The sequence below is a fragment of the Streptomyces sp. NPDC088766 genome (assembly GCF_044750845.1).
Lineage (GTDB): Bacteria > Actinomycetota > Actinomycetes > Streptomycetales > Streptomycetaceae > Streptomyces.
Map to the genome: position 1 here is coordinate 69178 of NZ_JBIVKQ010000019.1, position 24070 is coordinate 93247.

A 24070-nucleotide genomic window follows, 5' to 3' on the forward strand; every position below is an offset into this window, starting at 1 on the left:
TTCACCTCCGCCGACCGGGACCCCCACACGCGTCCGGAACCGGCCACGGCGGCGTCACTCCCCCGAGAAACGCGTAGCACGCGCGCGCCGTCGGGCCGGATTCGATGTGATGATCACATCAAACTCCACCAACGAATCGCTAACATGTGGCCCACGGTTCTCCGTGGCGGCGGGGCCGTCGTCGCAGGTCGGCGGCGTGAGGCCCGCCGGGCGAGCGCGGAGGGCGGCCGCAACGGCGGCGGACTTCCGCGGGAACCGGCAGGGACGGGGTGGCGGAAAACGTCACCGTGCCGGGGCGGTGATCGGCAAGGACGGCGGGGTCCCGCCGGGGGACGCGTCCGGGACGGGCGCGCGGAAGGGCGAGGGTCGGCGTGATGCGGCAGTACGGGCTGCGGTTCGGACTGCTGGGCCCACCGGTCCTCTACGACGGCGACCCGGTCCCGTACGACGGCGACCCGGGCCGCCACGGCACCGCCGCGGACCCGTGCCGTACCGTCCCGGGCCGCCACGGCACCGCCGCTCCCGCCGCCCTCAGCGTTCACGGCGTTCACGGGGTCCGTGGCATCCGCAGCCCCAAGGCGCGCGCGCTGCTGGCCGCGCTGCTCCTCGACGCCGGCCGGACCGTCCCGGCCGAGTCGCTCAAGGAGGTGCTGTGGGGCGGCGCGCCGCCCGCCTCCGCGCAGGCCTCGCTGCACAACCACGTCACGCGGCTGCGGCACGTGCTCGACGACCCGGCGCGGCTGCGGACGGTGCCGCCCGGCTACCAACTGCGGGTCGGGCACGGCGAACTGGACGTCCACGTCTTCGAGTGCCACCTCGCCACCGCCCGCGGCGCGCATGCCGTCCACGACTGGGAGCGCGTGATCGACGCGTGCGCGGCGGCGCTCGCCCTGTGGCGGGGCACCCCCCTCGGCGGGCTCCCCGCCGAACTGGGCGGCTACGCCTTCACCCGGCGCCTGAAGGAGGCGCGTCTGCTGCTCCTGGAATGGCGCTACGACGCCGAACTCGGACTCGGCGAAACGCGAACCGCGCCCGTGTCCGGCCCCGCACCCGCGCCCGTGTCCGGCCCCGAGGTCAGGCCCGCCCCTGAGGGCAGACCCCACCCTGAGGCCGGACCCGACCGCCTCGTACCGGAGTTGACCGCACTGGCCGCGGAGCATCCGCTGCGCGAGTCCTACCACCGCCAGTTGATGCTCGCCCTGCATCGGAGCGGCCGCCGGGCGGAGGCCCTCGCCGTCCACCGTGACCTGCGCATCCGCCTCCTGGAGGAACTCGGCGTCGAACCGGGCCCGGCGGTACGCGACGCCCACGTGGAGATCCTGCGCGGCCGGGGAGCGGACACCCGGACCCCGACCTCGACCCGGACCCTGACCCGAGCCCCGGTCCTGACCCGAGCCCCGTCCCCCGCTCCGGCCTCACCCCACCTCTCACCCCGGCACCCGCCCCTCCACCCGCCCACCGGTCCGCCCAACTCCCTCCACCGCCGCCACACTTCACCGGCCGCGCCGCCACCCTCGGCTCGCTGTGCCGCAGTCTCACCACGGAGCCGCCGGCCGGTGCGGGACCCCTCGCCGTCCTCAGCGGCATGGCCGGCGTGGGCAAGAGCGCCCTCGCCCTGCAGGTGGCCCACACCCTGAAAGAACGTTTCACCGACGGTCAGCTCTACATCGACCTGCACGGCGCCACCCCGGGCATGACCCCCCTCACCGCGGCCCAGTCCCTCACCGCGCTCCTCCGCGACCTCGGCACCGACCCGCGCCACGTCCCCGAAGACCCGGACGCGGCCGCCGCGTCGCTCCGTACCCTGCTCGCTCCGACCCGCACGCTCCTGGTGCTGGACGGCGCCGCGCAGGTGCGCCCGCTGCTGCCGGCCGGCCCGGGCTGTGCGGTGATCGTGACCAGCCGTTCGCTGCTGACGGCCCTCGACGGCGCCCACCGTTTCCCCCTCGCGTCCCTGTCGGACGAGGAGAGCGCGGCCCTGCTGCGTGCCGCGTCGGGGCGCGACGGCCTCGGACCCGGCCATCCCCTCGTCGGCCTCACCGGCCGCCTGCCGCTCGCCCTGCGCATCGTCGCCGCCCGCCTCGCCGCCCGCCGGGCCCTCAGCCCGGACGTCCTGGCGGACCGACTGGCCTCCACCGGGGGCCGCCTGCACCACCTGGAGTACGACGACCTCAGCGTGCGCCGCTCCCTCGCGGCCGCGCACGACGCGCTCGCCGCCTCCGACCGCGAGGCCGACCGCGACGCCGCCCTCGTGCTCCGCCGGGTCGGCGCCCTCGACCTGCCCGCGTACGGCGTGCCGCTGCTGGCCCGTCTCACCGGCACCGACGAGCGCCGGGCCGAGGCCGCCCTCGACCGCCTCGTCGACGTGGCCCTCCTGGAGGAGACGGCGTACGGCCGCTACGCCCCCCACGATCTCGTACGGGACTTCGCGCGCGAGCTGGCGGAGAGCGAGGACGACGGCAGCCCCGGCACCGGTGAGGTCGGCCACGACGGCGCCGGTGCGCCCGGGGCCGGCGAGGACAGCCCCACCGCCCGGAGGAACACCGCCCCCGGGGCTACGCCGTGGGGGAGCTGCGGCACCTGCTCGCCGGGGCGCAGTGATCACTTGGCGTCGGCATAGCACTCCACGACCGCCGTGGTGAAAGGGAACCGCACCGGTGTCGGCCCGAACGTCAGCCGCCCGGCCAGCTCCGAGGCCTCCCGGATCGCGGCGACCACCGCTTCGGCCTCCTCCTCGGGACAGTGCACGATCACCTCGTCGTGCTGGAAGAAGACCAGCTCGGCCGCCATGTCCGCGCAGGTCTGCCGCAGCGCGGCGAGCAGCAGCAGGGCCCAGTCCGCCGCGCTGCCCTGGACGACGAAGTTGCGGGCGAAGCGGCCCCGCGCGCGGGCGTCGCCGGAGGCGTGGCCGGGCACCCACTGCCGGGCCTCGGACGGGGTCTCGTCCCCGGTCGGGATGCCCGCCTCCTCCGCCGCGTCCTCCCCGGCGCCGACCGCGGGCGGGCAGGTCCGCCCCAGCCAGGTCCGCACCAGCCGGCCCTCCTCGCCGGCCCGCGCCGCGTCGTCGACGTACGCCACCGCGCGCGGGAAGCGGCGGCGGAGCGCGGCGAGGTTCTTGAGTCCGTCGCCGGAGGTCTGGCCGTAGACCGCGCCGAGCACCGCGATCTTGGCCTGGGCGCGGTCGCCGGAGAACGCGCGCTCGGAGACGGCCTGGTAGAGGTCGCTCTCCCGGCCGGCTACCTCCATCAGTCCCGGATCGCGGGAGATCGCCGCCAGGACGCGGGGCTCCATCTGGTCGGCGTCGGCGACGACGAGCCGCCAGCCGGGATCGGCGACCACGGCGCGCCTGATCACCTTGGGGATCTGCAGGCCGCCCCCGCCGTTGGTCACCCAGCGGCCGGTGACGGTGCCCCCGGCCAGGAACTCGGGCCGGAAACGGCCGTCGCGCACCCAGTCGTGGAGCCAGGACCAGCCGTGCGCGACCCAGATGCGGTACAGCTTCTTGTACTCGACCAGCGGCTTCACCGCCGGATGGTCGAGGGACTCGATCTCCCAGCGGCGGGTGGACCTGACCCTGATGCCGGCCTGCGCGAACGCCTTGACCACGTCGGCGGGCAGGTCCGGCCGCACCCGGCGCCCGAAGGCCGCCGACACCGCGTCCGCGAGTTCCGCGAGGCGCCGGGGCTCACCCCCGCCCGCGTACCGCTCGCCGAGCAGGTCGTGCAGCAACTCGCGGTGGACGTCGGCGCTCCAGGGCAGGCCTGCGCGGTTCATCTCCGCGGCCACCAGCATCCCGGCCGACTCGGCCGCCGTCAGCAGCCGCATCCGCTCCGGGTGCTCCGCCCGGTCGTGCCGCCGCTGCTGCTCGGCGTAGACCGCGAGGAGGTCGGCCAGGGGGAGGGCGGTGGCCTGCGGCTCGAACAGGGGGGACTGCGCGCCGGGTTCGGCGGCGCGCTGCGGGGGATCCGGCGGGACGGCGCCGCCGCGCAGCCGGGCCAGGGCGGCGGCGGCCGAGCGGGGCTCGCCGTGCCGCCCCTCGTGGCCGAGGAGGAGGGTCTCGGCGTCCTCGACGTCGTAGCACCGCCCGACCCGCACCCCCGCGGCGAGCAGACGGGGGTACACCTCCGCCGTGGAGCGCCACACCCACCGGCTCACGTCCGGCCGCGCCCGGACCGCCGCCGTCAGGTCCGGCTCCCGGACGACGGGGCCCGCGGGCAGCCCGTCCGGACCGAGGGCGGCCAGCTCCGCGCCGCCGCCCTCGGCCGGGGCGAGTGCCCAGCGTTCGGCCATGCTGCGAGTGTCGCAGGCAGGTCTGACAGCAATAGGAGCATCAACGGCCTGAGCCCGGCGGATGCGCCCGTCCCGGTGTGCCCCGCCCCCGGTGTGCCCCCTCCTCGGACCTCGGGCACGTCTTCGGACCTCGGGCACGTCCTGAGACCCCCGACACGTCCTGAGACCTCCGGTGCGTCTCAGGCCTCCGGTGCGTCCTCCGGCCCCTGCGCGTCCCCCCGCTCCCGCAGGTCCTGGATCCGGGCCGGCGTCTCCTCGACGTACCGCTCGACGCCCGCCTTGTCGACGCCGAGCCCGCTGAGGACGCCCGCGTCGTTCTCGAACTCCAGCAGGGCCAGCAGGATGTGCTCGGTGCCGATGTGGTTGTGGCCCAGGCGCAGGGCCTCGCGGAAGGTGAGTTCGAGGACCTTCCTGGCGTCCGAGCCGTAGGGGACGAGTTCGGGCACCCCGTCGGCGGCGGGCGGCAGTGCGGCGGTCGCCGCCTCGCGCACGGCCTCCGGGGTGACGCCCTGCGCGGCCAGCGCCTTGACGGCGAGGCCTTCCGGCTCGGCGAGCAGGCCGAGCACGAGGTGGGCCGGCAGGCCCTCCGAGTTGCCGGCCGCCTTGGAGGCGCCGTGGGCGGCCATGACGGTGTTCCGCGCGCGGGGGGCGTACCGGCTGAAGCCCCGGCCGGGGTCGAGGCCGGCCGACTCCTTCGGCACGAACCGCTTCTGCGCGGCCTGCCGCGTCACGCCCATGCTCCGGCCGATGTCGCTCCAGGACGCCCCCGAACGCCGGGCCTGGTCGACGAAGTGGCCGATCAGGTGGTCGGCCACGTCACCGAGGTGCTCGGCCGCGATGATGGCGTCCTGGAGCTGTTCGAGGGGCTCCGGACGAACCTTCTTGATGGCGTCGATGAGGTCGTCGAGACGGATGGCGGAGGTGGGACCCCGTCGCGAAGTCATATGTCAACCGTAGGTTGACACTCGAGGAGGCCGTCAACTCGTGGTTGACGTTCACGTGCCGCTACGCGCGCGTGGCACGATCCATGGGTGAGCAGCACGCCCAGCACCGTCGAACGCGCCTTCCGGGCAGCCCTCTACGACGACACCGACACCGCCCTCGACACCGGCGCGTCCCTGCTGGCCGCCGACCCCGCCGCGGCCGCCGAACTCGACCGGCGAGGTCAGGACTTCCTGGCGACCGCCTGGCGCCGCGGCTGGCAGCCCGCGGACCTCGTACGGCTCGTGCGCCGCGACCTGGAGGACAGGCACGTACGACTGCTCGCGGCGCTGGTCCGCGCGCAGGCACCGCACGACCGGGCGCGCGGCCGGCGCTGGTCGGCCCAGCTGGAGGAACTGCCCACCGGCCCCGCACCCGGCACCGGCGACCGCTTCTCCCACGCCACGGCGGTCCTGGAGCTGTACCGGCTGCTGCTGCGGCTGCCCACCCTCGAACCCCTCCGGGAAGCGAGCGGACCACCGCGCTCCGACTCCCGCATGCTCACCCGCATCCGCGCGCTGCTCGCCAAGGCGGAGGCGACCGGGTTCCCCGAGGAGGCGGAGGCGCTCACCGCGAAGGCGCAGGAGCTGATGGCCCGGCACAGTGTCGACGAGGCGCTGCTCGACGCGGCGGCTCCGGCACCGGACGCGCCCGGCGCCCGCCGGATCGGCGTCGAGCCGCCGTACGAGCAGGCCAAGGCGGTGCTGCTGGACGCGGTCGCCGGCGCGAACCACTGCCGGGCCGTGTGGAACGAACCCTTCTGCTTCTCCACGGTCGTCGGCTTCGAGACCGACCTCGAGGTGGTGGAACTGCTCTACACCTCGCTCCTCGTGCAGGCCGGGACCGCCATGACGAAGGCGGAGGCGGCACAGCGGGCGGGCGGCCGCCGCCGTACGAAGACCTTCCGCCAGTCCTTCCTGGCCGCCTACGCCCACCGCGTGGGCGACCGCCTGGCCGCCGCGGCCGAGACCCCGGTCGGCGCCGACCTCCTCCCGATCCTGGCCTCCCGGGAGGTGGCGGTCGCCGCGGCCACGGACCGCCTCTTCCCCCGGACGACCACCACCCGCCTGCGCGGCATCACCGACGAAGCAGGCTGGACCGAGGGCGCGGAAGCGGCGGACCGGGCGCAAGTCCACTCACGACCGCATCTCCCGTGACCGGAGGCGCACGCCCCGGCGCGCCCGCGACCCCGTGCGCCCGCCCGGCAGCCTCACGCCCTGCCCGCCACGACCCGCCCACTTCCGAAAACCCCGCGACCGTGACCGCGGGCCGGCGTCGCGTCGTGAGACAGTGCCGCGCGCCGGGCCGTGTCGCCGTACCGAGGCGGCGACCTGTCCGCCCGCGACCTCGCCGTCCTGCCGCCGGGCCCCGGACGCGATCAGTCCCCCGCCGCCTGGAACGCGCTCACCGAAGCGTCCGGCTTGTCGCCGTCCTTGAGGGCGACCGCGCCGTACGACCAGTCCAGGCCCTCGGTGGCCGAGGCGTTCGCGAGGCCGCACTTGAGGGTCTTGGCGGCGAGGCTGCCCTCGCCGTCCTCGCCGCGGACGTAGGTGATCGTGAAGGAGGCGGTGGCCTGTTCGGCGAGAGGCAGCGACTGCGCCTCGGCGGCCTCGTCGTGGGGGACGGAGACGGTGGTCCCGTCGGCCTCCAGCTCGACCTTCGGGAAGCCCTCCAGGGTGCATTCCTTGCCGCCGTTGGTGACCGTGACGGTCACGTTGCCGGTGTCGCCGGCGGCGGGGGCGGCGTTCACGGCGCCGGCCGCCATGGTCAGGTCACCGGCGGCACAGGCGGTGCCGGAGGCGGAGGAGGCGGTGCTCTTCCCGTCGCCGGAGGCGCTGTCGTCCCCGCCGCCGCAGGCGGTGAGGAGGAAGGCGGCGGCGAGGGCGGTGACGGTGATCGGAACGGCGCGCATGAGTGGTCCCTACGGTGACGTGACGGTGCTCGGGAGGATCATCACGCATGAACGCCCTCTTCCGGCGCGCGGCCCCCGCCCCGGTGACCGCTTCGCTACCCCGGACCGGCCGTCGGCAGTCCGGAGGGCCACTGCCCGCCCTCCGCCTTGGTGTACGTCTCCCTGCCGGCCGCCCCGTCCCAGGTGATCTCGAGGCTCTTGCCGTCGACGGAGTCGACCGTGCCGGTCGTCCGGTCCTTCTTCCCGCTCGGGCAGGTGAGCCGGATCATCGTCATGTCCGACTCCTTGCCGGCGGTCCCGCTGCACACGGTTCCGCCGGTCGCGAAGAGGGCGGCCTGCTCACCGGTGACGATCAGGGCGACGGCCCGGCCGTCCGCGGTGGCGAGCCAACTGCCCTCCAGCTCGCCGGAGGACGTCACCGCACCGCCCGTACTACCGCCGCCCGTACCGCCGCCGCCCGCAGCGGACGTGACGCGCGGCGTGGCCGGGGACGAGCTTCCGGAGTCACCGGACCCGCCGTCGTCGCTGCACGCGGTCAGTGCGAGCGCCCCCGCCAGTGCGCCTGCCACGGCGGTGGCCCGCACCCCCCGGCGGGAGGCCCCGCGCGCGGGACGCGGGGTGGGCGAGGGGCGCGAGAAGTTCGCCGAAGTCACTGCGGGCTCCCAAGCTGTAGCCGGACGGCCGGGTCGACCGGAAGTACCGGTGAGAACCGGAAGGACCGGCAGCAAGCTACCAGCCGGGAAACAAGGAGGACCCGCCCGGAGGGAGGCGGGAGCCCGCCCCGACTTCACCAGGAAGCCTTGCGCACCCCCGGCAGATACCCCGCGTGCGCCTGCTCCCGCAGACTCACCCGGGACAGCCCGAACGCCCGGTGGTACCCGCGCGGCCGCCCGTCCACCTGATCCCGGTTGCGCACACGCGTGGCGCTCGCGTCCCGCGGCTGCCGGCGCAGTTCCCGCTGCGCGGCCAGCCGTTCCGCGTCCGTGGACGAGGGCCGGCGGACGATCTCCTTCAGCTCGGCCCGCCGCTCGGCGTACCGGGCGACGACCTCCTGTCGCTTCCCGTTCTTCGCGATCTTGCTCTTCTTCGCCATCAGACCCGCACCCCCCGCGCCCGGATCCGGGCGACGGCCGCCTCGACGCCGATCGCGTCGACCGTCCTGATCCCCTTCGTGCTGAGCCGCAGCCGTACCTGGCGGCCCTCGCTCGGCAGCCAGTACCGCTTGGTCTGGATGTTGGGGTCGAAGCGGCGCGGGGTGCGCCGGTGGGAGTGGGAGATGCGGTTGCCGAAGCCCGGCCGGGCGCCGGTCAGCATGCAGTGGGCGGACATGGGTGACGTACCTCTCCTCGAAGCTTGATGTTAATGGAATTCATTTTCAGTAAGGTAGCAGCATGGCACGCAACGAACTGCGCCCGGTCGTCAGGCTCCGCTCCACCGCGGGGACCGGCTACACGTACGTCACCCGCAAGAACCGCCGCAACGACCCGGACCGTATGACCCTGCGCAAGTACGACCCCGTCGCCGGCCGCCACGTCGACTTCCGAGAGGAGCGCTGACCAGCCATGCGCAAGGAGATCCACCCGCCGTACGGCCCCGTCGTCTTCCGTGACCGCGCCGCGGACCACGCCTTCCTCACCCGCTCCACCATGAGCAGCGAGAAGACGATCGAGTGGGAGGACGGCAACACCTACCCCGTCGTGGACGTCGAGATCTCGTACGTCAGCCACCCCTTCTACACCGGCACCGCCCGCGTCCTGGACACGGCCGGCCGCGTGGAGCGCTTCGAGCGCCGGTTCGGGAAGCGGGGCGACGCGTGAGCCTGCCGGTGGTGATCGTCGGCGGGCTGCACGCCGAGGCCCGCCGGACGACGGTCGCGCGGCTGCTCGCCGACGTCTCTGGCAGCGTGGCGCTCCACCACGACCTGGCGACGGCGGCGGCCGGCACGGTCGTCCGCACGATCAGGGACGCCGAGGGCGTCCTCTTCGCGGGCGAGACGCCGCTGGTCGACGACTGCGCCTGCTGCGCCCTGCGCGAGGACCTCGTGCCCGAGCTGCTCCGCCTCGCCGACGACCCCGCCACCCGACTCGCGGTCGTCGAGCTGTGGGACTCCGTCGAGCCCAGGGCGATGGCCGAGGTGATCGTCGCCGGCGGCCTCACGGTCACCGGCGTGATCACCGCGGTCGACCCGGCGCTCCTGCTGCCGTACCTCGGCAACGGGGACGACCTCGCCGAGCGCGGCCTGGCCGCCGCCGCCACCGACCGGCGCACGGTCGCGGACACCTTCGCGCGCCAGCTGGAGTACGCCCCCGTCCTGGCCGTGGCCGACTCCCCGGAGGCCGACGACGAGGACCACGAGCTGCTGGCCCAGCTCCATCCGACCGCCCGCCGGGTCCCCGTCCGAGGCGGCCACCTCGGGGACCCGGCGGGCACCTTCGCACGTGCAGGTGCACCGGAGACGGAGCCGGAGCCGGAGCCGGGGCAGGAGCCGGGGCCGCGCTCACCGCTCGTCGCCGCCGCCCTCGCGGGCTTCGACGTCGAGGCCGCCGCCGCGGCCCAGCACCCGGCCTGCGCCCTGCTGCCCGCCGAGGCCGACGCGCACGGCGTCACCACCTTCGTCTGGCGCCGCCGCCGTCCCTTCCACCCGGAGCGGCTGTACGCGGCGCTGGAGGACCTGACCTGCGCCGCCGCCCGCAGCCGGGGCAGGTTCTGGCTCGCCGACAAGCCGGACGTGCTGCTCCACTGGGACGCCGCCGGCGGAGCCCTGTGCGTGGAGTCCGCCGGCCCCTGGCTGGCCTCCCTGCCGGACGCGGCCTGGGAGATGCTCCCGCCGGTGCGCCGTGCCGCGGCCGCTCTGGACTGGCACCCCGAGCACGGTGACCGCCGCCAGCACCTGGTGTTCACCTCGCCCGGCCTCGACCGCGACGGACTCCACGAGCTGCTGGAGTCGTGCCTGCTCACCGACGCCGAGTACGCCGCCGGGCGCGATGCCTGGAAGCGGCTGCCGCCCGCCTTCGACACCCTCCTGGAGGTCTGACCCCGTGCCCCGCGAGAGCGAACGCAAGCCCGCCGGGAACCGGCCCAACCCGCTGGATGAGGCCGGGATCACCTACATCGACTACAAGGACACCGGCCTGCTGCGGAAGTTCGTCTCCGACCGCGGCAGGATCCGCAGCCGCCGGGTCACCGGTGTCTCGGCCCGGCAGCAACGCCGTCTGGCGCGGGCCGTGAGGAACGCCCGTGAGATGGCGCTCCTGCCCTACAGCACCCGCTGACACCCCGGCGGACCCCGGCCGCCGTCGTACGAAGGCTCCCCTCGTCGTCGTACGGCCCGACCGCCGTTCGGACGGCCAAAGGTGTGCCGGTCGTCCCGCCGGGCAGGCCGGACGCACCGCCCGGAGGTCCGCCGGTCGGCCGCCTCCGTGGACCTGCCGGAGAGGTGCCGGCCCTCGCCCCCGTGGATGATGCCTGTGTCATCCACGGGGGCGAGTCCGTTTCGCGCGGGGGAGGAGCGGCCCGGAGCCCCGGCCTGCTGGCGGCCGGGGCGGCGACGGCGCGACGGCTTCCGGGGCCCCGGTGCCGGGGCGGCCGGGCGTGTCCCGCGGGCCGGCCGGCGTGCCGAGCGGACGGCCGGCGTCCGCCCGGGCGGGGTTGATCCGGCCAGGTGTCGCGGCCCGCTCCGGATCCGGTATGCCGAACAGCGGCCGGGCCTGCGGAACATCGAGGGCACCCGGTGCGTCTCTTCCTGTGCACAAGTGGTTCGATCCGTACCACCTCTCGTGCCCGCACTGCCGCGGACCACCCGAAGGGGCCGGTGGCGCATGGGGAACGGGCTGTGGGGCAGACGCGGGAACAGGCCCCAGGACTGTCCGGGCTCGGTGAAGCAGGCGTCACAGCTGTAACCGCGTGGGCACCGCCCGTGCACGTGCATCTGCTCATGCAGACGCACGTGAACGGGGCTATGATCCGGAACAGTTGACCATGGCATCTATGGCCACACGAGCCAGTGCACCATCAGGGAGCGACCTGTGGACCACGACGTTGACGGGGGGCACGACGTGTACAACGGCATGGCGGCCACACAGTTGTACGGGGTTGCCTGGCAGAAGAGCCGGCACAGCAACAGCCAGGGGTCCTGCGTCGAGTTCGCGAGGCTGCCCGGCGGGGACGTGGCCGTGCGCAATTCGCGCTTCCCGGACGGTCCCGCGCTCGTCTACACCCGGGCCGAGATCGAGGCGATGCTCCTGGGTGTCAAGGACGGCGAGTTCGACCATCTGATCGCCGGCTGACGGAGGTCCGCTCCGGCGTGCGACACGCCGGGAAAACCGGTGCACAAGGGGCTGTGACGCGCGTAGAACCGCGGCACCGGAAGGCACCGCGGTCCGTCATCCGGCGGGTTTGTGCAGCCGGAACAGCGCCCAGACGACCTTGCCGCCCAGGTTCGGGGAGAGCGGTTGCCAGCCCCAGCCCTCGGTGAAGGAGTCGACGAGGAACAGTCCGCGCCCCGACTCCGCCGCGAAGTCGTCCACCTCGCGCGGCAGGGGGCTGTCCCGGCTGGGGTCGCGCACCGCGCACACCAGTCGCCCGGTCCACCGCAGCAGGTGCAGCCGCACGAGGGGCTGCCGGTCGGGCATGCCCGGAGCGGCGTCGGACGACATCCCGTGCCGCAGTGCGTTGGTCACCAGTTCCGAAACGACCAGACATATGTCGTCGGACCGCTCGCCCACCTCCCACTGGCCGAGGGTTCTCCTGGTGAACCGCCGCGCCTCGCGCACCGCTTCGAGGCGGGCCGGCAGGGCGCAGGAGGCCGCGTCGGACACGGCCGCGGGATCAAGCGGCGGAAGGCCCTGCCGTAACGGCTCGAGCATGGTCGATCCATTCGTCCCCATGCGAGGCACTCCCGGGATTCGCGGTCGTTGCGATGCAGCGGTGGCGCGAGACCATGGTTTCCGATGCGAAGAGCAGATGCAAGGGCAGATGCACGTGCACGTGACCGAAATGGACCTGCCCGTACCGCTTCTTGGCCATTTTTTCCGCCATCTTCTTGCAGTTGGCGGGCACTTCCCTCGCTTTCTCCCACCCTTCCCCGGTGCCGCGCCAGGGGTACCCTTTGGCTTTTTTCCGTCTCTGTAATCGGGCGAGTACTGCTCGAAGTGTTTTAGTGGCAGACTGCGGATCTGAGGACGGCTGGGGAGGCTGGCGAACGTGAGCGCGGGAGAGCCCGGATCGGTGGTGCGGCGGATGCTGCTCGGCTCGCAACTACGGCGACTGCGTGAAGCCCGTGGCATCACGCGCGAGGCGGCGGGATATTCGATCCGGGCGTCGGAGTCGAAGATCAGCCGGATGGAGCTGGGCCGGGTGAGCTTCAAGACACGTGACGTGGAAGACCTGTTGACGCTGTACGGCATCTCGGACGACGCCGAGCGCCAGGCGCTCGTCGGACTCGCCCGCGAGGCCAACGTGGCCGGCTGGTGGCACAGCTACTCCGACGTCCTGCCCAACTGGTTCCCCACCTACGTCGGCCTGGAGGGCGCCGCCGCCCTGATCCGGGCGTACGAGGTGCAGTTCGTGCACGGCCTGCTCCAGACCGAGGCGTACGCGCACGCGGTCGTGCGGCGCGGGATGAAGGGGGCGAGCGCGGCCGACGTCGACCGGCGCGTGGCCCTGCGCCTGGAGCGGCAGAAGTACCTCGTCGCCGAGAACGCCCCCGACTTCCACATCGTCCTCGACGAGGCGGCCCTGCGGCGGCCGTACGGCGACCGCGAGGTCATGCGCGAGCAGCTCCAGCACCTGATCGAGATCTCCGAGCGCCCCAACGTGCGGCTGCAGATCATGCCGTTCAGCTTCGGCGGGCACTCCGGTGAGTCCGGCGCCTTCACCATTCTGAGCTTCCCGGAGTCCGACCTGTCGGACGTCGTCTACCTGGAGCAGCTCACCAGCGCCCTCTACCTGGACAAGCGCGAGGACGTCGCCCAGTACGAGCAGGCGCTGAAGGAACTCCAGCAGGACAGTCCCGGCCCCGACGAGAGCCGGGACCTGCTGCGCGGACTGCTCCAGCTCTCCTAGCCTCCGCGCCGCTCGCACGGGGTTTCCCCTCGGACCGCCGCAGACTGCGCCAACTGTCCGACTGTGGCCCCAACTCCGTTGAAACACACATACGATGACGTGTAATCAGATCGTTGTGTCGATCGCAGTCGATCGCAGTCGGTCGCAGCCGGCCGCAGCAGGGGATTGAGGGATCACATGTCGTCGTACTTCACCGACCTGGCACAGCAGTACATCGACGGTAAGTGGCGTCCGGGGACGGGGTCCTGGGACATCATCGACTTCAACCCTTACGACGGCGAGAAGATCGCGTCGATCACGATAGCCACCGTCGACGAGGTCGACGAGGCCTACCGCGCCGCCGCCCGTGCCCAGAAGGAGTGGGCCGCGACCAACGCCTACGCCCGCCGCTCGGTCTTCGAGAAGGTGCTGCGGCTGGTCGAGGAGCGCGAGGCGGAGATCAGCGAGCTCCTCGTCGACGAGGCGGGCGGCACGTTCGGCAAGGCCGCCTTCGAACTCCACCTGGCCAAGGAGTTCCTGCGCGAGTCGATCCACCTGTCGCTGCGTCCCGAGGGCCGGATCCTCCCCTCGCCGATCGACGGCAAGGAGAACCGCGTCTACCGCGAGCCGGTCGGCGTCGTAGGCGTGATCAGCCCCTTCAACGTGCCCTTCCTGCTGTCGCTGAAGTCGGTCGCCCCCGCGCTGGCCCTCGGCAACGGGGTCGTGCTCAAGCCGCACCAGAACACCCCGATCTCCGGCGGTACCGTCATCGCCAAGCTCTTCGAGGACGCGGGTCTGCCCCCGGGCCTGCTGAACGTCGTCGTCACCGACATCGCCGAGATCGGCGACGCCTTCCTGGAGCACCCCGTCCCGAGGGTCATCTCCTTCACCGGCTCCGACAAGGTCGGCCGGCACGTCGCCACCGTCGCCGCCTCGCACTTCAAGCGGTCCATCATCGAACTCGGCGGCAACAGCGCGTTCGTCGTCCTCGACGACGCCGACGTGGACTACGCGGTCGACGCCGCCGTCTTCAGTCGCTTCGTGCACCAGGGCCAGGTCTGCATGGCCGCCAACCGCATCCTGGTCGACCGCTCGCTCGCCGACGAGTTCACCGAGAAGTTCGTCGCCAAGGTGAAGACCCTCAAGGCCGGCGACCCGCGCGACCCGCAGACCCTCATCGGCCCCGTCATCAACTCCTCGCAGGCGGAGGCCGTCTCCGGTGTCGTCGAGCAGGCCATCGGCGAGGGCGCGACCGCCCTCCTGCACGGCACGACGACCGACAACCTCGTCGAGCCCTCCGTGCTGAGCGGCCTGCCCGCCGACTCCGCCCTGCTCCGGCAGGAGGTCTTCGGCCCGGTCGTCTTCCTCGACACCTTCGACGGCGAGGAAGAGGCCGTACGCCTCGTCAACGACACCCCCTACGGGCTCAGCGGCGCCGTCCACACCGGCGACATCGAGCGGGGCGTCGCCTTCGCCCAGCAGATCGTCACCGGGATGTTCCACGTCAACGACGCCACGGTGCACGACGAGCCGATCGTGCCGTTCGGCGGCGAGAAGAACTCCGGCGTCGGCCGCCTCAACGGCGAGACGACCCTGGAGGCGTTCACGACGACGAAGTGGATCTCGGTGCAGCACGGGCGCAGCAGGTTCCCCTTCTAGCCCCTTCCGGACCCTCCTCCCGGCACGCCGCAGGCCGCCTTCCCGGCGTGCCGCGGGTCCGTCCTCCCGGTGTGCCGCGGAGTCGTCCCACGGTTCCGGCCGGTTCCCTCCTCGGGTCGCGGGTTCCGGCCGGTTCGCCCGCGGCTTCCGCCCGTCGTTCCCGCCCGCCGCTTTCGGCCGGTTCTCCCGGCGGGTTCCGGGCGGCCTAGTCTGGACGCCATGTCAGCGATCCGTCTCCTCGTGCTGGGCTCGGTGCGCCAGCACGGGCGGGCCCACGGCTACCAGGTGCGCAACGACCTGGAGTACTGGGGCGCCCATGAGTGGTCCACCGCCAAACCGGGCTCGATCTACCACGCCCTGAAGCAGATGGCGAAGCAGGGACTGCTGCACGCGCACGAGACCGCCCCGTCCACCGTCGGCGGCCCGCCCCGCACCGAGTACGAGATGACCGAGCGGGGCACCGAGGAGTACTTCCGGCTGGTGCGCGAGTCGCTGACCGCCTACGACCAGAAGACGGACGTCAAGTCGGCTGCCATCGGCTTCATCGTGGACCTGCCGCGCGCCGAGGCGGTGTCGCTGCTGAAGGAGCGGATCCGGCGCATCGAGGAGTGGCGTTCGGCCGTCACCGAGCACTACGTGCCGGAACAGGGCCCGGAACAGCTCGGGCACATCGGCGAGATCATGAACCTCTGGATCTACACGGCGGACGCCGAGGCGGAGTGGACCCTGGGGCTGATCGAGCGGATCGAGGGCGGGGCTTACACGTTCGCCGGCGAGGGCGAGCCGTTCGTCGGCGTCCTCGCGGACGACGCGGAGAACCCGTACGCGACGGGGGAACGGCACCCCGGGGACGATCACTGATCAAGTTTGACCAGCGTGGCCCGGCGCGTTACGTTGAGCTGGTAGTCAAGTTTGACTAGCTAGAGGATGCGGGGGTTCGTGACATGACCGACGCGGCGATCACCGTCGAGGACGTACGCAAGAGGTACGGCGACCGGCAGGCACTGGACGGGCTCGACCTCACCGTGGCCCGCGGCACGGTGCGCGCAGTGCTCGGTCCCAACGGCGCCGGCAAGACCACGCTGGTCAGGATCCTGTCCACGCTGCTGCGGCCCGACTCGGGCCGGGTCGAGGTGGCCGGGTACGACGTGGTGCGCAGGGCCCGCGAGGTCCGCCTGCGCATCGGCCTGCTCGGCCAGCACGCGGCTCTGGACGAAGGGCTGGGCGGCCGCCAGAACCTGGAGCTGTTCGGCCGCCTCCACCACCTGGGCGCCCGCCGTGCGCGCACACGCGCGGACGAACTGCTGGAGCGCTTCGAGCTCGGCGACACCGGCCGCAAGCCGGTGCGCGCCTACAGCGGCGGCATGCGGCGCCGCCTCGATCTCGCCGCGTCCCTGATCACGGAACCGGAGGTGCTGTTCCTGGACGAACCGACCACCGGGCTCGACCCGCGCGGCCGCGCTGAGGTGTGGTCCGCGGTCCGCTCCCTGGTCGGCGGCGGCACGACGGTCGTGCTCACCACCCAGTACCTGGAGGAGGCCGACCAGCTCGCCGACCGCATCTCGGTCGTGGACCGGGGCCGGGTCGCCGCCGACGGCACCGCGGACGAACTGAAGGCGCTCACCGGCGGCGACCGCATCGACGTCGTCCTGCGGGACGCGGGCCTGCTGGGCGCCGCGCTCGCCCTGCTGCCCATGGCCGAGGAGGAGATCACCGTCGATCCCGACCGCAGGCTGCTCAGCGCCCCGGTCACCGACCGCATGACCGCCCTCTCCGCCGTCGTCCGCGCCCTGGAGGAGGCCGGCCTCCAGGCCGAGGACGTGGCCCTGCGCCGCCCCACGCTGGACGAGGTGTTCCTGCACCTGACCGGGCAGGACGACCGCACGAAGGAGACCGTGTGAGTACGTACGCGCTGACCGATTCCTGGACCATGACCCGGCGCGAACTCGCACACTGGGCACGGCAGCCGGGCCGGCTGGTCGCCGGGCTCGTCTTCCCGGTGATGCTGCTGCTGATGTTCGCCTATCTCGTCGGCGGCGGCCGCGAGGTGAACGGCGACTACCTCGACTACCTGATCCCCGGCATGCTCACGCTCACCATGGCCTTCGGCCTGGAGGGCACGATGCTCGCCGTCACCCAGGACCTCGACAAGGGCGTCATCGACCGCTTCCGCTCGATGCCGATGGCCGACGGCGCGGTCCTGGTCGGCCGCTCGGCCGCCGACATGCTGCAGTCGGCGCTGGGCCTCGCGGTGCTGATCGGCGTCGGGTACGCCCTCGGCTGGCGCGCCCAGGGTGGTGCCGGTGCCTTCCTGGGCGCCGTGGGTCTCCTCCTGCTGCTCCGCTTCGCGATGCTGTGGATCGGCATCCTGCTGGCGCTGGTGGCCGGGAAACCGGAGATGGTCCAGGCCGTGCAGATCCTCATCTGGCCGGTCGGTTTCCTCTCCAACGCCATCGCCACTCCCGCGTCCATGCCCGGCTGGCTCGCCACGGTCGTCGAGTGGAACCCGATGTCCAGAACGGCGACCGCCGTGCGCGACCTGTTCGGCCCGGCGGGGGCGACCGACGCCCTCTGGCCGGCCGTCGTCTGCCCGCTGGTCCTGCTCGCCGTCTTCTTTCCGTCGGCGGTGCGGAGGTTCGGGCACATGAGCCGCTGACTCAGTGATGGAAGCCGGTGGCCGCCCCCTTGTCCCGGATCTGCGGGTGCGGCTGCCGGCGCAGCTCCGGAAGCAGCCGCGTCAGGTCGTCGATGAACAGGTCGGACAGGTCCGAGGAGAAGCCGTTGCGGCACACGATCCGCACGACGGACAGATCCTCGCGGTTCGGCGGGAAGGTGTACGCCGGCACCAGCCAGCCGTGCTCACGCAGCCGCCGGGAGACGTCGAAGACGTCGTACGACTCGACACCCGGGGCCGTGGTGAAGGCGAAGACGGGCAGCTGGTCGCCCCGGGTCAGCAGCCGGAAGTCGCCGAGCGCCTCCACCCGGTCGGCCAGCTCCCGGGTGACGGCCCGCGTGGACCGCTGCACTGCCTGGTAACCCGAGCGGCCCAGCCGCAGGAACGTGTAGTACTGCGCGACGACCTGGGCGCCGGGCCGCGAGAAGTTCAGCGCGAAGGTCGGCATGTCGCCGCCCAGGTAGTTGACGCGGAAGACCAGCTCCTCGGGCAGGGCGTCCTTGTCGCGCCACAGGGCCCAGCCGACACCGGGGTAGACCAGCCCGTACTTGTGCCCGGAGGTGTTGATCGACGCCACGCGCGCGAGGCGGAAGTCCCACACGAGGTCCTCGTCCAGGAAGGGCGCGATCATCGCGCCGGACGCCCCGTCGACGTGCACCGGCACGTCCAGGCCGGTGCGCTCCTGGAGGGCGTCCAGGGCCGCGCACAGCTCGGCGATCGGCTCGTAGGACCCGTCGAAGGTGGAGCCGAGGATGCCGACGACCCCGATGGTGTTCTCGTCGCACAGGTCGGCGGCGGCCTGCGGGTCCAGGTGGAAGCGCTCGCCCTCCATGGGCACCAGGCGGGCTTCCACCTCCCAGAAGTTGCAGAACTTCTCCCAGCAGACCTGGACGTTGCCCCCCATGACCAGGTTCGGCCGGGCGGTCGGGTCGGTGGTGCGTTTGCTCCACCGCCGCTTGAAGGCCATCCCGGCGAGCATGCACGCCTCGCTCGACCCGGTCGTCGAGCAGCCCACGGCCGCCGACGGATCAGGCGCGTTCCACAGGTCGGCGAGCATGGCCACGCAGCGGCGCTCCAGCTCCGCGGTGCGCGGGTACTCGTCCTTGTCGATCATGTTCTTGTCGCGGCACTCCGCCATCAGCAGCCCTGCCTGCGGCTCCATCCACGTGGTGACGAAGGTGGCCAGGTTCAGCCGTGAGTTGCCGTCCAGCATCAGTTCGTCGTGCACCAGCTGATACGCCGTCGAGGGCGGCGTCGGGCCGTCCGGCAGCCGGTGCTTGGGCGGCGCCTCGGCCATACCGCTGACCGGGTCCGCCTCGCCGTAGAAGGGGTTCACGAAGCGGGAGCGCTCGTCGGCCTTGGCGAGGCCTTTGTGCAGGGCCATGGGATTCTCCTGTCGGGGCTCGGGGCTCGGGGTCAGCGGTTGATGGTCGGCGGTCGGCGGTCGTGGGTGCGGGGTCGGCGTCCTCCCCGCTCCTTCATCGGATCGAAGGGCCTGATCGGTTCACCCGGTCGTCCTCCCGTCCTCCCGCAGCTGCATCTGCCGCCTGCCGGTCACCAGCAGCAGGAGCAGGCTCGCCGGCGCACCGACGATCAGGGCGGGCAGGACCGAGGGCAGCAACGCGCGCGCGGAGCTCGCCCGAGAGGGGGGCGCCTGTCGCACGGTGTCCTGAGCCACGAGCTCACGATAAGCGGATAAAACGGGCATCGCCTCGGGGGTGCTGCCTGCGGGGAGGGGGACGGGCTTGCACCTCACGTCGCGTGAGGGCCCACCTTGGAGGGCGAACCCAGAAGGGAGCGGACGAAGTGAGCTACTCCGTGGGACAGGTCGCCGGCTTCGCCGGGGTGACGGTGCGTGCCCTGCACCACTACGACGGCATCGGCCTGCTCCCCCCGAGCGAGCGCAGCCACGCGGGTCATCGGCGCTACAGCGACGCCGACCTCGACCGGCTGCAGCAGATCCTGTTCTACCGGGAACTCGGCTTCCCGCTCGACGAGGTCGCCGTCCTGCTCGACGATCCGGAGGCGGACCCGCGCGCGCACCTGCGCCGCCGGCTCGACCTGCTGACCGCCCGGATCGAGCAGCTGCAGAAGATGGCCGCGGCCGTGGAACACGCCATGGAGGCACGTGAGATGGGCATCGACCTGACCCCCGAGGAACGCTTCGAGGTCTTCGGGGACAAGGACCCCGAGCAGTACGCCGAGGAGGCCGAGCGGCGCTGGGGCGGCACCGGGCCGTACGCGGAGTCACAGCGCCGGGCCGCCCGCTACACCAAGGACGACTGGCAGCGCATGCAGGCGGAGGTGGCCGACTGGAGCGGACGCTACGACGCGCTCATGGCGGCCGGTGAACCGCCCACCGGCGAGCGGGCCATGGACATGGCCGAGGAGCACCGGCAGCACATCAGCGGCTGGTTCTACGCGTGCTCCTACGCACTCCACCGGTCCCTGGGCGAGATGTACGTCACCGACGAGCGGTTCAAGGCCTTCTACGACTCCACCCGCCCGGGTCTCGCCGAGCACCTCGAGCAGGCGATCGCCGCCAACGCGGCCCGGCACGAACCCGCGTAGGGTCGTGGCCCGGGGTCACTCCCGGGCCACGACCACCGCCGTCCCGTACGCGCACACCTCGGTGCCCACGTCGGCCGCCTCCGTGACGTCGAAGCGGAACGCGAGCACGGCGTTGGCGCCACGCGCGCGTGCCTGCTCCACGAGCCGGTCCATGGCCTGGTTGCGGGTCTCCACGAGCGTTTTGGTGAGGCCCTTCAGCTCGCCGCCGACCATCGACTTCAGCCCCGCCCCGATCTGGCTCCCGAGGTGCCGGGAGCGCACCGTCAGTCCGAAGACCTCACCGATGACCTGCTCGATCCGGTGTCCGGGTACGTCGTTGGTGGTGACGACCAGTACGTCCGGCCGGGGCCCCTGGCCGCCGCCGTAATCTTCGATGCCCATGTCCACAGGTTTGCCCGAGCGGGCTCACAGTGCATCCTGGGGACCCCCATGGAACCTGGGGCGGACACATGACGTTGATAGCTTTGTGCGGCCGTAGAAGGACGCTGAACTCCCTCACCCCCGTCAGGAGCCCGGAACCGTGACGACCCTTGCCCTCGGACCGAGCTGGCTGGACCCCGATTACCTACTGGACAGCTTCGGCATCTGGGGTCTGCTGCTCATCGTCTTCGCGGAGTCGGGCCTGCTCATCGGCTTCTTCCTGCCGGGTGACTCGCTGCTGTTCACGGCGGGCCTGCTGATCACGTCGAACCAGCTGGACTTCCCGCTGTGGGCGGCCATCGCCCTGATCTGCGTCGCCGCGATCCTGGGCGACCAGGCGGGCTACATGTTCGGCAAGAAGGTGGGGCCGTCCCTCTTCACCCGCCCGGACTCCCGCCTCTTCAAGCAGGAGAACGTCACCAAGGCGCACGAGTTCTTCGAGAAGTACGGCCCCAAGTCGCTGGTCCTGGCCCGCTTCGTGCCCATCGTGCGCACGTTCACGCCGATCATCGCCGGCGTCAGCGGCATGCGGTACCGGTCCTTCCTGATCTTCAACGTCCTCGGCGGCGTCCTGTGGGGCGCGGGCGTGACCCTGCTCGGCTCCTGGCTGGGCAACATCGACTTCGTCAAGAAGAACATCGAGCCGATCCTGCTCCTGATCGTCCTTCTCTCGGTGGTCCCGATCATCATCGAGTTCCTCCGCGCCCGCTCCCAGTCCAAGAAGAACCCCCCGCAGGCCGAGCCCTCCGCCCAGCCGACTCCGACCTCGGCCCCGGCCCCGGCCATGGACGACGCCACCACCCGGCTCCGCCGCATCGAGGACCACGACCCGTACGGCGATCCGGCCGGTGACCAGGGCCGCAACCAGTACCAGGCGGGCGACCGGTACCAGGCGGGCGACCAGGGCCAGAACCAGTACCAGGGCGAGTACCAGCCCGACTACTACGGCCAGCAGTACCAGCAGCAGTACCAGCAGCAGTACCCGCAGCAACAGCAGTACCCGCAGCAGCAGCAGCAGTATCCCCAGCAGCAGTACCCCCAGCAGGACTGGCAGCCCCAGTCCCAGCCGCCGCAGCAGCAGAACGGCCAGTACCCGCACAACCAGGGCTACTGAAACGCGACCGCGGGCACGGGAGATCCGCCGGGGCCCACCCCGGCGTCAGAATCCCCGTGTCCGCTTGGCGGCCCGCCGCTTCTCCGCGGACCCGATCCGCAGGAACAACCGCGAGATCTCCGACCCCAGGTTCACGCCGATGGCGATGGCCATCGCCAGCGCGGCCGCCTTGGTCAGGGAGACCAGCCCCGCGTCCACCTCGTTCTGCGCGATGGCCAGCAGCCCGAAGTACGTGGCCGAACCGGGCAGCAGGGGCCCGATCGCCGCGGTCGTGTAGGGCAGCGCGGACGCGAACCGGTACCGCGACAGCAGCTGCCCGAACAGCCCGACCACCCCCGCCGCGACGGCGGTGGAGGCCACCGGCGAGATGTCACCGGCATAGTGCATCGCGCCGTACACCGACCAGGCGACGCCCCCGTTCAGCGTCACGGCCAGCACGGTGGACCGTTCCTGCTGGAGCAGTACCGCGAAGGTCAGCGACAGCAGCATCGACGCGCCGATCTGCCACAGCGGCCGCTTGGTGATGCCCAGGTAGGCGTCGGGGTTGAGATGGGCTCCCAGCTGCACGCCGACATAGAGCATGACCAGCACGCCGACGACGATGCCGACGAAGAAGTACATGACCTCCAGCAGGCGGGCGGCGGCGGTGATGTAGAAGCCCGTCAGACCGTCCTGGACGCCCGCCACGAGGGCCCGTCCGGGCAGCAGCGCGAACAGCCCGCCGGTGATGACGGCGGACGCCTTCACGTCGACGTGTCCGAGCGTCAGCGCGATGCCTATCGCGGCGGGCGGCATCGCGGCCACCAGGAACTGGTAGAACTCCGGCAGCCCGCGTCCGGCGCACAGCCACGCCAGCCGGTCGCCGAGCATCGCGCCGATCGCCGCCGCCACGAACACGATCAGGTCGCCGCCGACGAGCACCGAGGCCGCGCCGGCCAGCAGTCCGCTCGCCGAGGTCAGCACCCAGGTCGGATACGGGTGCCGGTTGCGCCGCATCTCGGCGAGCCGCCGGTACGCCTCCTCCAGCGAGATGTGCGTCTCGGGGTCGCTGAGGTCGTCGACGAGGTGGAAGACGGCCGCCAGCCGGGTGTAGTCGGTGCCCCGGCGCCGCACGGTCCGTGAGGCCGTCACCGGGTCCTCGACCAGGGAGGGCTGGTACGAGATCGACAGCAGGGTGAAGGTGACGTTCGGCTCGCAGCGGTCGAGCCCGTAGGAGCGGCAGACCGCGAACATCGCGGCCTCCACGTCCTCGGCGCCCTCACCGCCCGCCAGCAGCAGCTCGCCGATGCGCAGGGTCAGGTCGAGCACACGCGGGACGGCCGGGCCGCCCTCCTCCGCCTTGGGCGGAGGCTCCGGCGCGGGCCGCTCGGCCACCGGCATGCGCAGCATCGTCCGCATCCGGTCCTGCCAGGGCACGTCCTTGGTCAGACTGACCACGGGAAAGCCCTCGGCGGGCGTGAAGGCGGGCGGGGCGTGCCGCGAGCTGTACGTCCTCGGCGGACTGAACGCCGACCCCTCGGACTCACCGCCGGCCGGCTGCGCGACGTCCAGGCCGACCGGAACGGCGAACTCCGACGTGGTCTCCGACTCGCCCGCGCCCCTGGGGACGGCCAGCCCCCGCGGGATCGCGAACTCGGAGGTGACCTCCGGATCGAACGTGCCCTTCGCCTCGTCCGACTGCGGCTTGCGGTCCTCCGCCTCCGTCACTGGGCAACGCTCCCTGAACGACACATTCCGTAGACCTCAGTATGCGCACCGACGTACGCGTACCACCGTGTGCGTACTGACGTGTGCCCAGGGACGCGGGCTTACCGACATCTGCGCCCGACACGCAGGAGGGCCGCACGTGTGCGTGCGGCCCTCCACGGCCCCTCGGGGCCGAGCGACTCAGTGACCGCCCTGGTCCTTGAAGCGCTTGTACGACCGCTCGATCTCGGCCTCGGCGTCGGTGCGGCCCACCCAGTCGGCGCCCTCGACGGACTTGCCGGGCTCCAGGTCCTTGTAGACCTCGAAGAAGTGCTGGATCTCCAGCCGGTCGAACTCCGACACGTGGTGGATGTCCCGCAGGTGCTCCACGCGCGGGTCGGTCGACGGGACGCACAGCAGCTTGTCGTCGCCGCCGGCCTCGTCGGTCATGCGGAACATGCCGATCGCGCGGCAGCGGATGAGGCAACCCGGGAAGGTCGGCTCGTCCAGGATGACCAGCGCGTCCAGCGGGTCACCGTCCTCGCCGAGAGTGTTCTCGACGAAGCCGTAGTCGGTCGGGTAGGCGGTCGAGGTGAAGAGTCGACGGTCCAGGCGGATCCGACCGGTCTCGTGGTCCACCTCGTACTTGTTCCGCGAACCCTTCGGGATCTCGATCGTGACGTCGAACTCCACCGGTGGCTCCTCCATGATCAGCACATAG

27 protein-coding genes are annotated in these 24070 nt (G+C 72.3%); 15 read left to right on the forward strand and 12 right to left on the reverse strand.

The window, feature by feature from the left end:
• Nucleotides 1-374: 374 nt before the first annotated feature.
• Entirely contained in the window at nt 375-1637 is a 1263-nt protein-coding gene (locus ACIP5W_RS24585) for a BTAD domain-containing putative transcriptional regulator (protein ID WP_401477421.1), read from the forward strand.
• Nucleotides 1523-2620, forward strand: coding sequence for an AAA family ATPase (locus tag ACIP5W_RS24590; protein WP_401477668.1), 1098 nt, complete (start codon nt 1523-1525; stop codon nt 2618-2620). The genes ACIP5W_RS24585 and ACIP5W_RS24590 overlap by 115 nt, the downstream gene beginning before the upstream one ends.
• Here ACIP5W_RS24590 and ACIP5W_RS24595 read toward each other — a convergent pair.
• Together ACIP5W_RS24595 and ACIP5W_RS24600 are read right to left on the reverse strand one after the other, a co-directional pair.
• On the reverse strand, nt 2602-4290 hold the full coding sequence (locus ACIP5W_RS24595; protein WP_401477424.1) for a bifunctional 3'-5' exonuclease/DNA polymerase: 1689 nt from the start codon (nt 4288-4290) through the stop codon (nt 2602-2604). The genes ACIP5W_RS24590 and ACIP5W_RS24595 overlap by 19 nt on opposite strands.
• Before the next feature lie 179 nt (nt 4291-4469).
• Nucleotides 4470-5234, reverse strand: coding sequence for a Clp protease N-terminal domain-containing protein (locus tag ACIP5W_RS24600; protein WP_401477427.1), 765 nt, complete (start codon nt 5232-5234; stop codon nt 4470-4472).
• An 87-nt stretch (nt 5235-5321) separates the two neighbouring features.
• Between ACIP5W_RS24600 and ACIP5W_RS24605 the strand changes: the two genes are divergently transcribed.
• Nucleotides 5322-6428 carry a DUF2786 domain-containing protein gene (locus tag ACIP5W_RS24605; protein WP_401477430.1) on the forward strand — a complete coding sequence of 369 codons (1107 nt, stop codon included), beginning with the start codon at nt 5322-5324 and terminating at the stop codon, nt 6426-6428.
• 221 nt (nt 6429-6649) lie between these two features.
• Here ACIP5W_RS24605 and ACIP5W_RS24610 read toward each other — a convergent pair whose 3' ends face one another.
• The 4 genes from ACIP5W_RS24610 to rpmB form a co-directional block, all read right to left on the reverse strand.
• A complete protein-coding gene (locus ACIP5W_RS24610) occupies nt 6650-7183 on the reverse strand; it encodes a DUF4232 domain-containing protein (RefSeq protein ID WP_401477433.1) in 534 nt (177 codons plus the stop codon).
• 95 nt (nt 7184-7278) lie between these two features.
• Nucleotides 7279-7836: a hypothetical protein gene (locus ACIP5W_RS24615; protein WP_401477436.1), complete on the reverse strand. Its 558-nt coding sequence runs from the start codon at nt 7834-7836 to the stop codon at nt 7279-7281.
• A gap of 134 nt (nt 7837-7970) precedes the next feature.
• Nucleotides 7971-8276, reverse strand: a complete 306-nt coding sequence (rpsN, locus tag ACIP5W_RS24620) for a 30S ribosomal protein S14 (protein ID WP_401477439.1) — start codon at nt 8274-8276, stop codon at nt 7971-7973.
• Nucleotides 8276-8512: a 50S ribosomal protein L28 gene (rpmB, locus tag ACIP5W_RS24625; RefSeq protein ID WP_401477442.1), complete on the reverse strand. Its 237-nt coding sequence runs from the start codon at nt 8510-8512 to the stop codon at nt 8276-8278. The genes rpsN and rpmB overlap by 1 nt, the downstream gene beginning before the upstream one ends.
• Nucleotides 8513-8574: 62 nt before the next feature.
• Here rpmB and rpmG point away from each other — a divergent pair, with 62 nt between their 5' ends.
• The 5 genes from rpmG (at nt 8575) to ACIP5W_RS24650 (ending at nt 11469) form a co-directional block, all read left to right on the forward strand.
• Nucleotides 8575-8739 carry a 50S ribosomal protein L33 gene (rpmG, locus tag ACIP5W_RS24630; protein WP_043502886.1) on the forward strand — a complete coding sequence of 55 codons (165 nt, stop codon included), beginning with the start codon at nt 8575-8577 and terminating at the stop codon, nt 8737-8739.
• A 6-nt stretch (nt 8740-8745) separates the two neighbouring features.
• Nucleotides 8746-9000, forward strand: coding sequence for a type B 50S ribosomal protein L31 (locus ACIP5W_RS24635; RefSeq protein WP_401477446.1), 255 nt, complete (start codon nt 8746-8748; stop codon nt 8998-9000).
• A complete protein-coding gene (locus tag ACIP5W_RS24640) occupies nt 8997-10217 on the forward strand; it encodes a CobW family GTP-binding protein (protein ID WP_401477449.1) in 1221 nt (406 codons plus the stop codon). Before ACIP5W_RS24635 ends, ACIP5W_RS24640 begins: the two co-directional genes overlap by 4 nt.
• A 4-nt stretch (nt 10218-10221) precedes the next feature.
• The gene (gene rpsR, locus ACIP5W_RS24645) at nt 10222-10455 is read left to right on the forward strand and encodes a 30S ribosomal protein S18 (protein ID WP_401477452.1); all 234 of its coding nucleotides are present in this window, start codon (nt 10222-10224) and stop codon (nt 10453-10455) included.
• Nucleotides 10456-11208: 753 nt separating this feature from the next.
• On the forward strand, nt 11209-11469 hold the full coding sequence (locus tag ACIP5W_RS24650; RefSeq protein WP_401477455.1) for a DUF397 domain-containing protein: 261 nt from the start codon (nt 11209-11211) through the stop codon (nt 11467-11469).
• A 96-nt stretch (nt 11470-11565) separates the two neighbouring features.
• Here ACIP5W_RS24650 and ACIP5W_RS24655 read toward each other — a convergent pair whose 3' ends face one another.
• Nucleotides 11566-12048: an ATP-binding protein gene (locus ACIP5W_RS24655; RefSeq protein ID WP_401477458.1), complete on the reverse strand. Its 483-nt coding sequence runs from the start codon at nt 12046-12048 to the stop codon at nt 11566-11568.
• A gap of 373 nt (nt 12049-12421) precedes the next feature.
• Here ACIP5W_RS24655 and ACIP5W_RS24660 point away from each other — a divergent pair, with 373 nt between their 5' ends.
• The 5 genes from ACIP5W_RS24660 to ACIP5W_RS24680 all read left to right on the forward strand — a co-directional run bounded on the left by ACIP5W_RS24660 (nt 12422) and on the right by ACIP5W_RS24680 (nt 17540).
• Nucleotides 12422-13246 carry a helix-turn-helix domain-containing protein gene (locus ACIP5W_RS24660; RefSeq protein WP_382782557.1) on the forward strand — a complete coding sequence of 275 codons (825 nt, stop codon included), beginning with the start codon at nt 12422-12424 and terminating at the stop codon, nt 13244-13246.
• Between the two features lie 177 nt (nt 13247-13423).
• Nucleotides 13424-14884: an aldehyde dehydrogenase family protein gene (locus ACIP5W_RS24665; RefSeq protein ID WP_401477461.1), complete on the forward strand. Its 1461-nt coding sequence runs from the start codon at nt 13424-13426 to the stop codon at nt 14882-14884.
• Nucleotides 14885-15103: 219 nt separating this feature from the next.
• The gene (locus ACIP5W_RS24670) at nt 15104-15745 is read left to right on the forward strand and encodes a PadR family transcriptional regulator (protein WP_401477464.1); all 642 of its coding nucleotides are present in this window, start codon (nt 15104-15106) and stop codon (nt 15743-15745) included.
• Nucleotides 15746-15828: 83 nt separating this feature from the next.
• Nucleotides 15829-16785, forward strand: a complete 957-nt coding sequence (locus ACIP5W_RS24675; RefSeq protein ID WP_401477467.1) for an ATP-binding cassette domain-containing protein — start codon at nt 15829-15831, stop codon at nt 16783-16785.
• The gene (locus ACIP5W_RS24680) at nt 16782-17540 is read left to right on the forward strand and encodes an ABC transporter permease (protein WP_401477470.1); all 759 of its coding nucleotides are present in this window, start codon (nt 16782-16784) and stop codon (nt 17538-17540) included. Before ACIP5W_RS24675 ends, ACIP5W_RS24680 begins: the two co-directional genes overlap by 4 nt.
• A 1-nt stretch (nt 17541) precedes the next feature.
• Here ACIP5W_RS24680 and ACIP5W_RS24685 read toward each other — a convergent pair whose 3' ends face one another.
• Both ACIP5W_RS24685 and ACIP5W_RS24690 read right to left on the reverse strand, forming a co-directional pair.
• On the reverse strand, nt 17542-18942 hold the full coding sequence (locus ACIP5W_RS24685; RefSeq protein WP_401477473.1) for a glutamate decarboxylase: 1401 nt from the start codon (nt 18940-18942) through the stop codon (nt 17542-17544).
• Between the two features lie 120 nt (nt 18943-19062).
• Nucleotides 19063-19236, reverse strand: a complete 174-nt coding sequence (locus ACIP5W_RS24690) for a hypothetical protein (protein WP_401477476.1) — start codon at nt 19234-19236, stop codon at nt 19063-19065.
• A 128-nt stretch (nt 19237-19364) separates the two neighbouring features.
• Between ACIP5W_RS24690 and ACIP5W_RS24695 the strand changes: the two genes are divergently transcribed.
• On the forward strand, nt 19365-20129 hold the full coding sequence (locus tag ACIP5W_RS24695; protein WP_401477479.1) for a MerR family transcriptional regulator: 765 nt from the start codon (nt 19365-19367) through the stop codon (nt 20127-20129).
• A gap of 15 nt (nt 20130-20144) precedes the next feature.
• Here ACIP5W_RS24695 and ACIP5W_RS24700 read toward each other — a convergent pair whose 3' ends face one another.
• Nucleotides 20145-20510, reverse strand: a complete 366-nt coding sequence (locus ACIP5W_RS24700; protein ID WP_401477482.1) for a YbjQ family protein — start codon at nt 20508-20510, stop codon at nt 20145-20147.
• A gap of 139 nt (nt 20511-20649) precedes the next feature.
• Here ACIP5W_RS24700 and ACIP5W_RS24705 point away from each other — a divergent pair, with 139 nt between their 5' ends.
• Complete coding sequence (locus ACIP5W_RS24705) at nt 20650-21663, forward strand: DedA family protein (protein ID WP_401477485.1); 1014 nt, start codon at nt 20650-20652, stop codon at nt 21661-21663.
• A 45-nt stretch (nt 21664-21708) separates the two neighbouring features.
• Here the strand turns inward: ACIP5W_RS24705 and ACIP5W_RS24710 are convergent, their stop codons facing one another.
• Together ACIP5W_RS24710 and ACIP5W_RS24715 are read right to left on the reverse strand one after the other, a co-directional pair.
• Nucleotides 21709-23370 carry a threonine/serine exporter ThrE family protein gene (locus ACIP5W_RS24710; RefSeq protein ID WP_401477488.1) on the reverse strand — a complete coding sequence of 554 codons (1662 nt, stop codon included), beginning with the start codon at nt 23368-23370 and terminating at the stop codon, nt 21709-21711.
• 180 nt (nt 23371-23550) lie between these two features.
• Nucleotides 23551-24042, reverse strand: coding sequence for an inorganic diphosphatase (locus ACIP5W_RS24715; protein WP_007452023.1), 492 nt, complete (start codon nt 24040-24042; stop codon nt 23551-23553).
• Between the last annotated feature and the right edge of the window lie 28 nt (nt 24043-24070).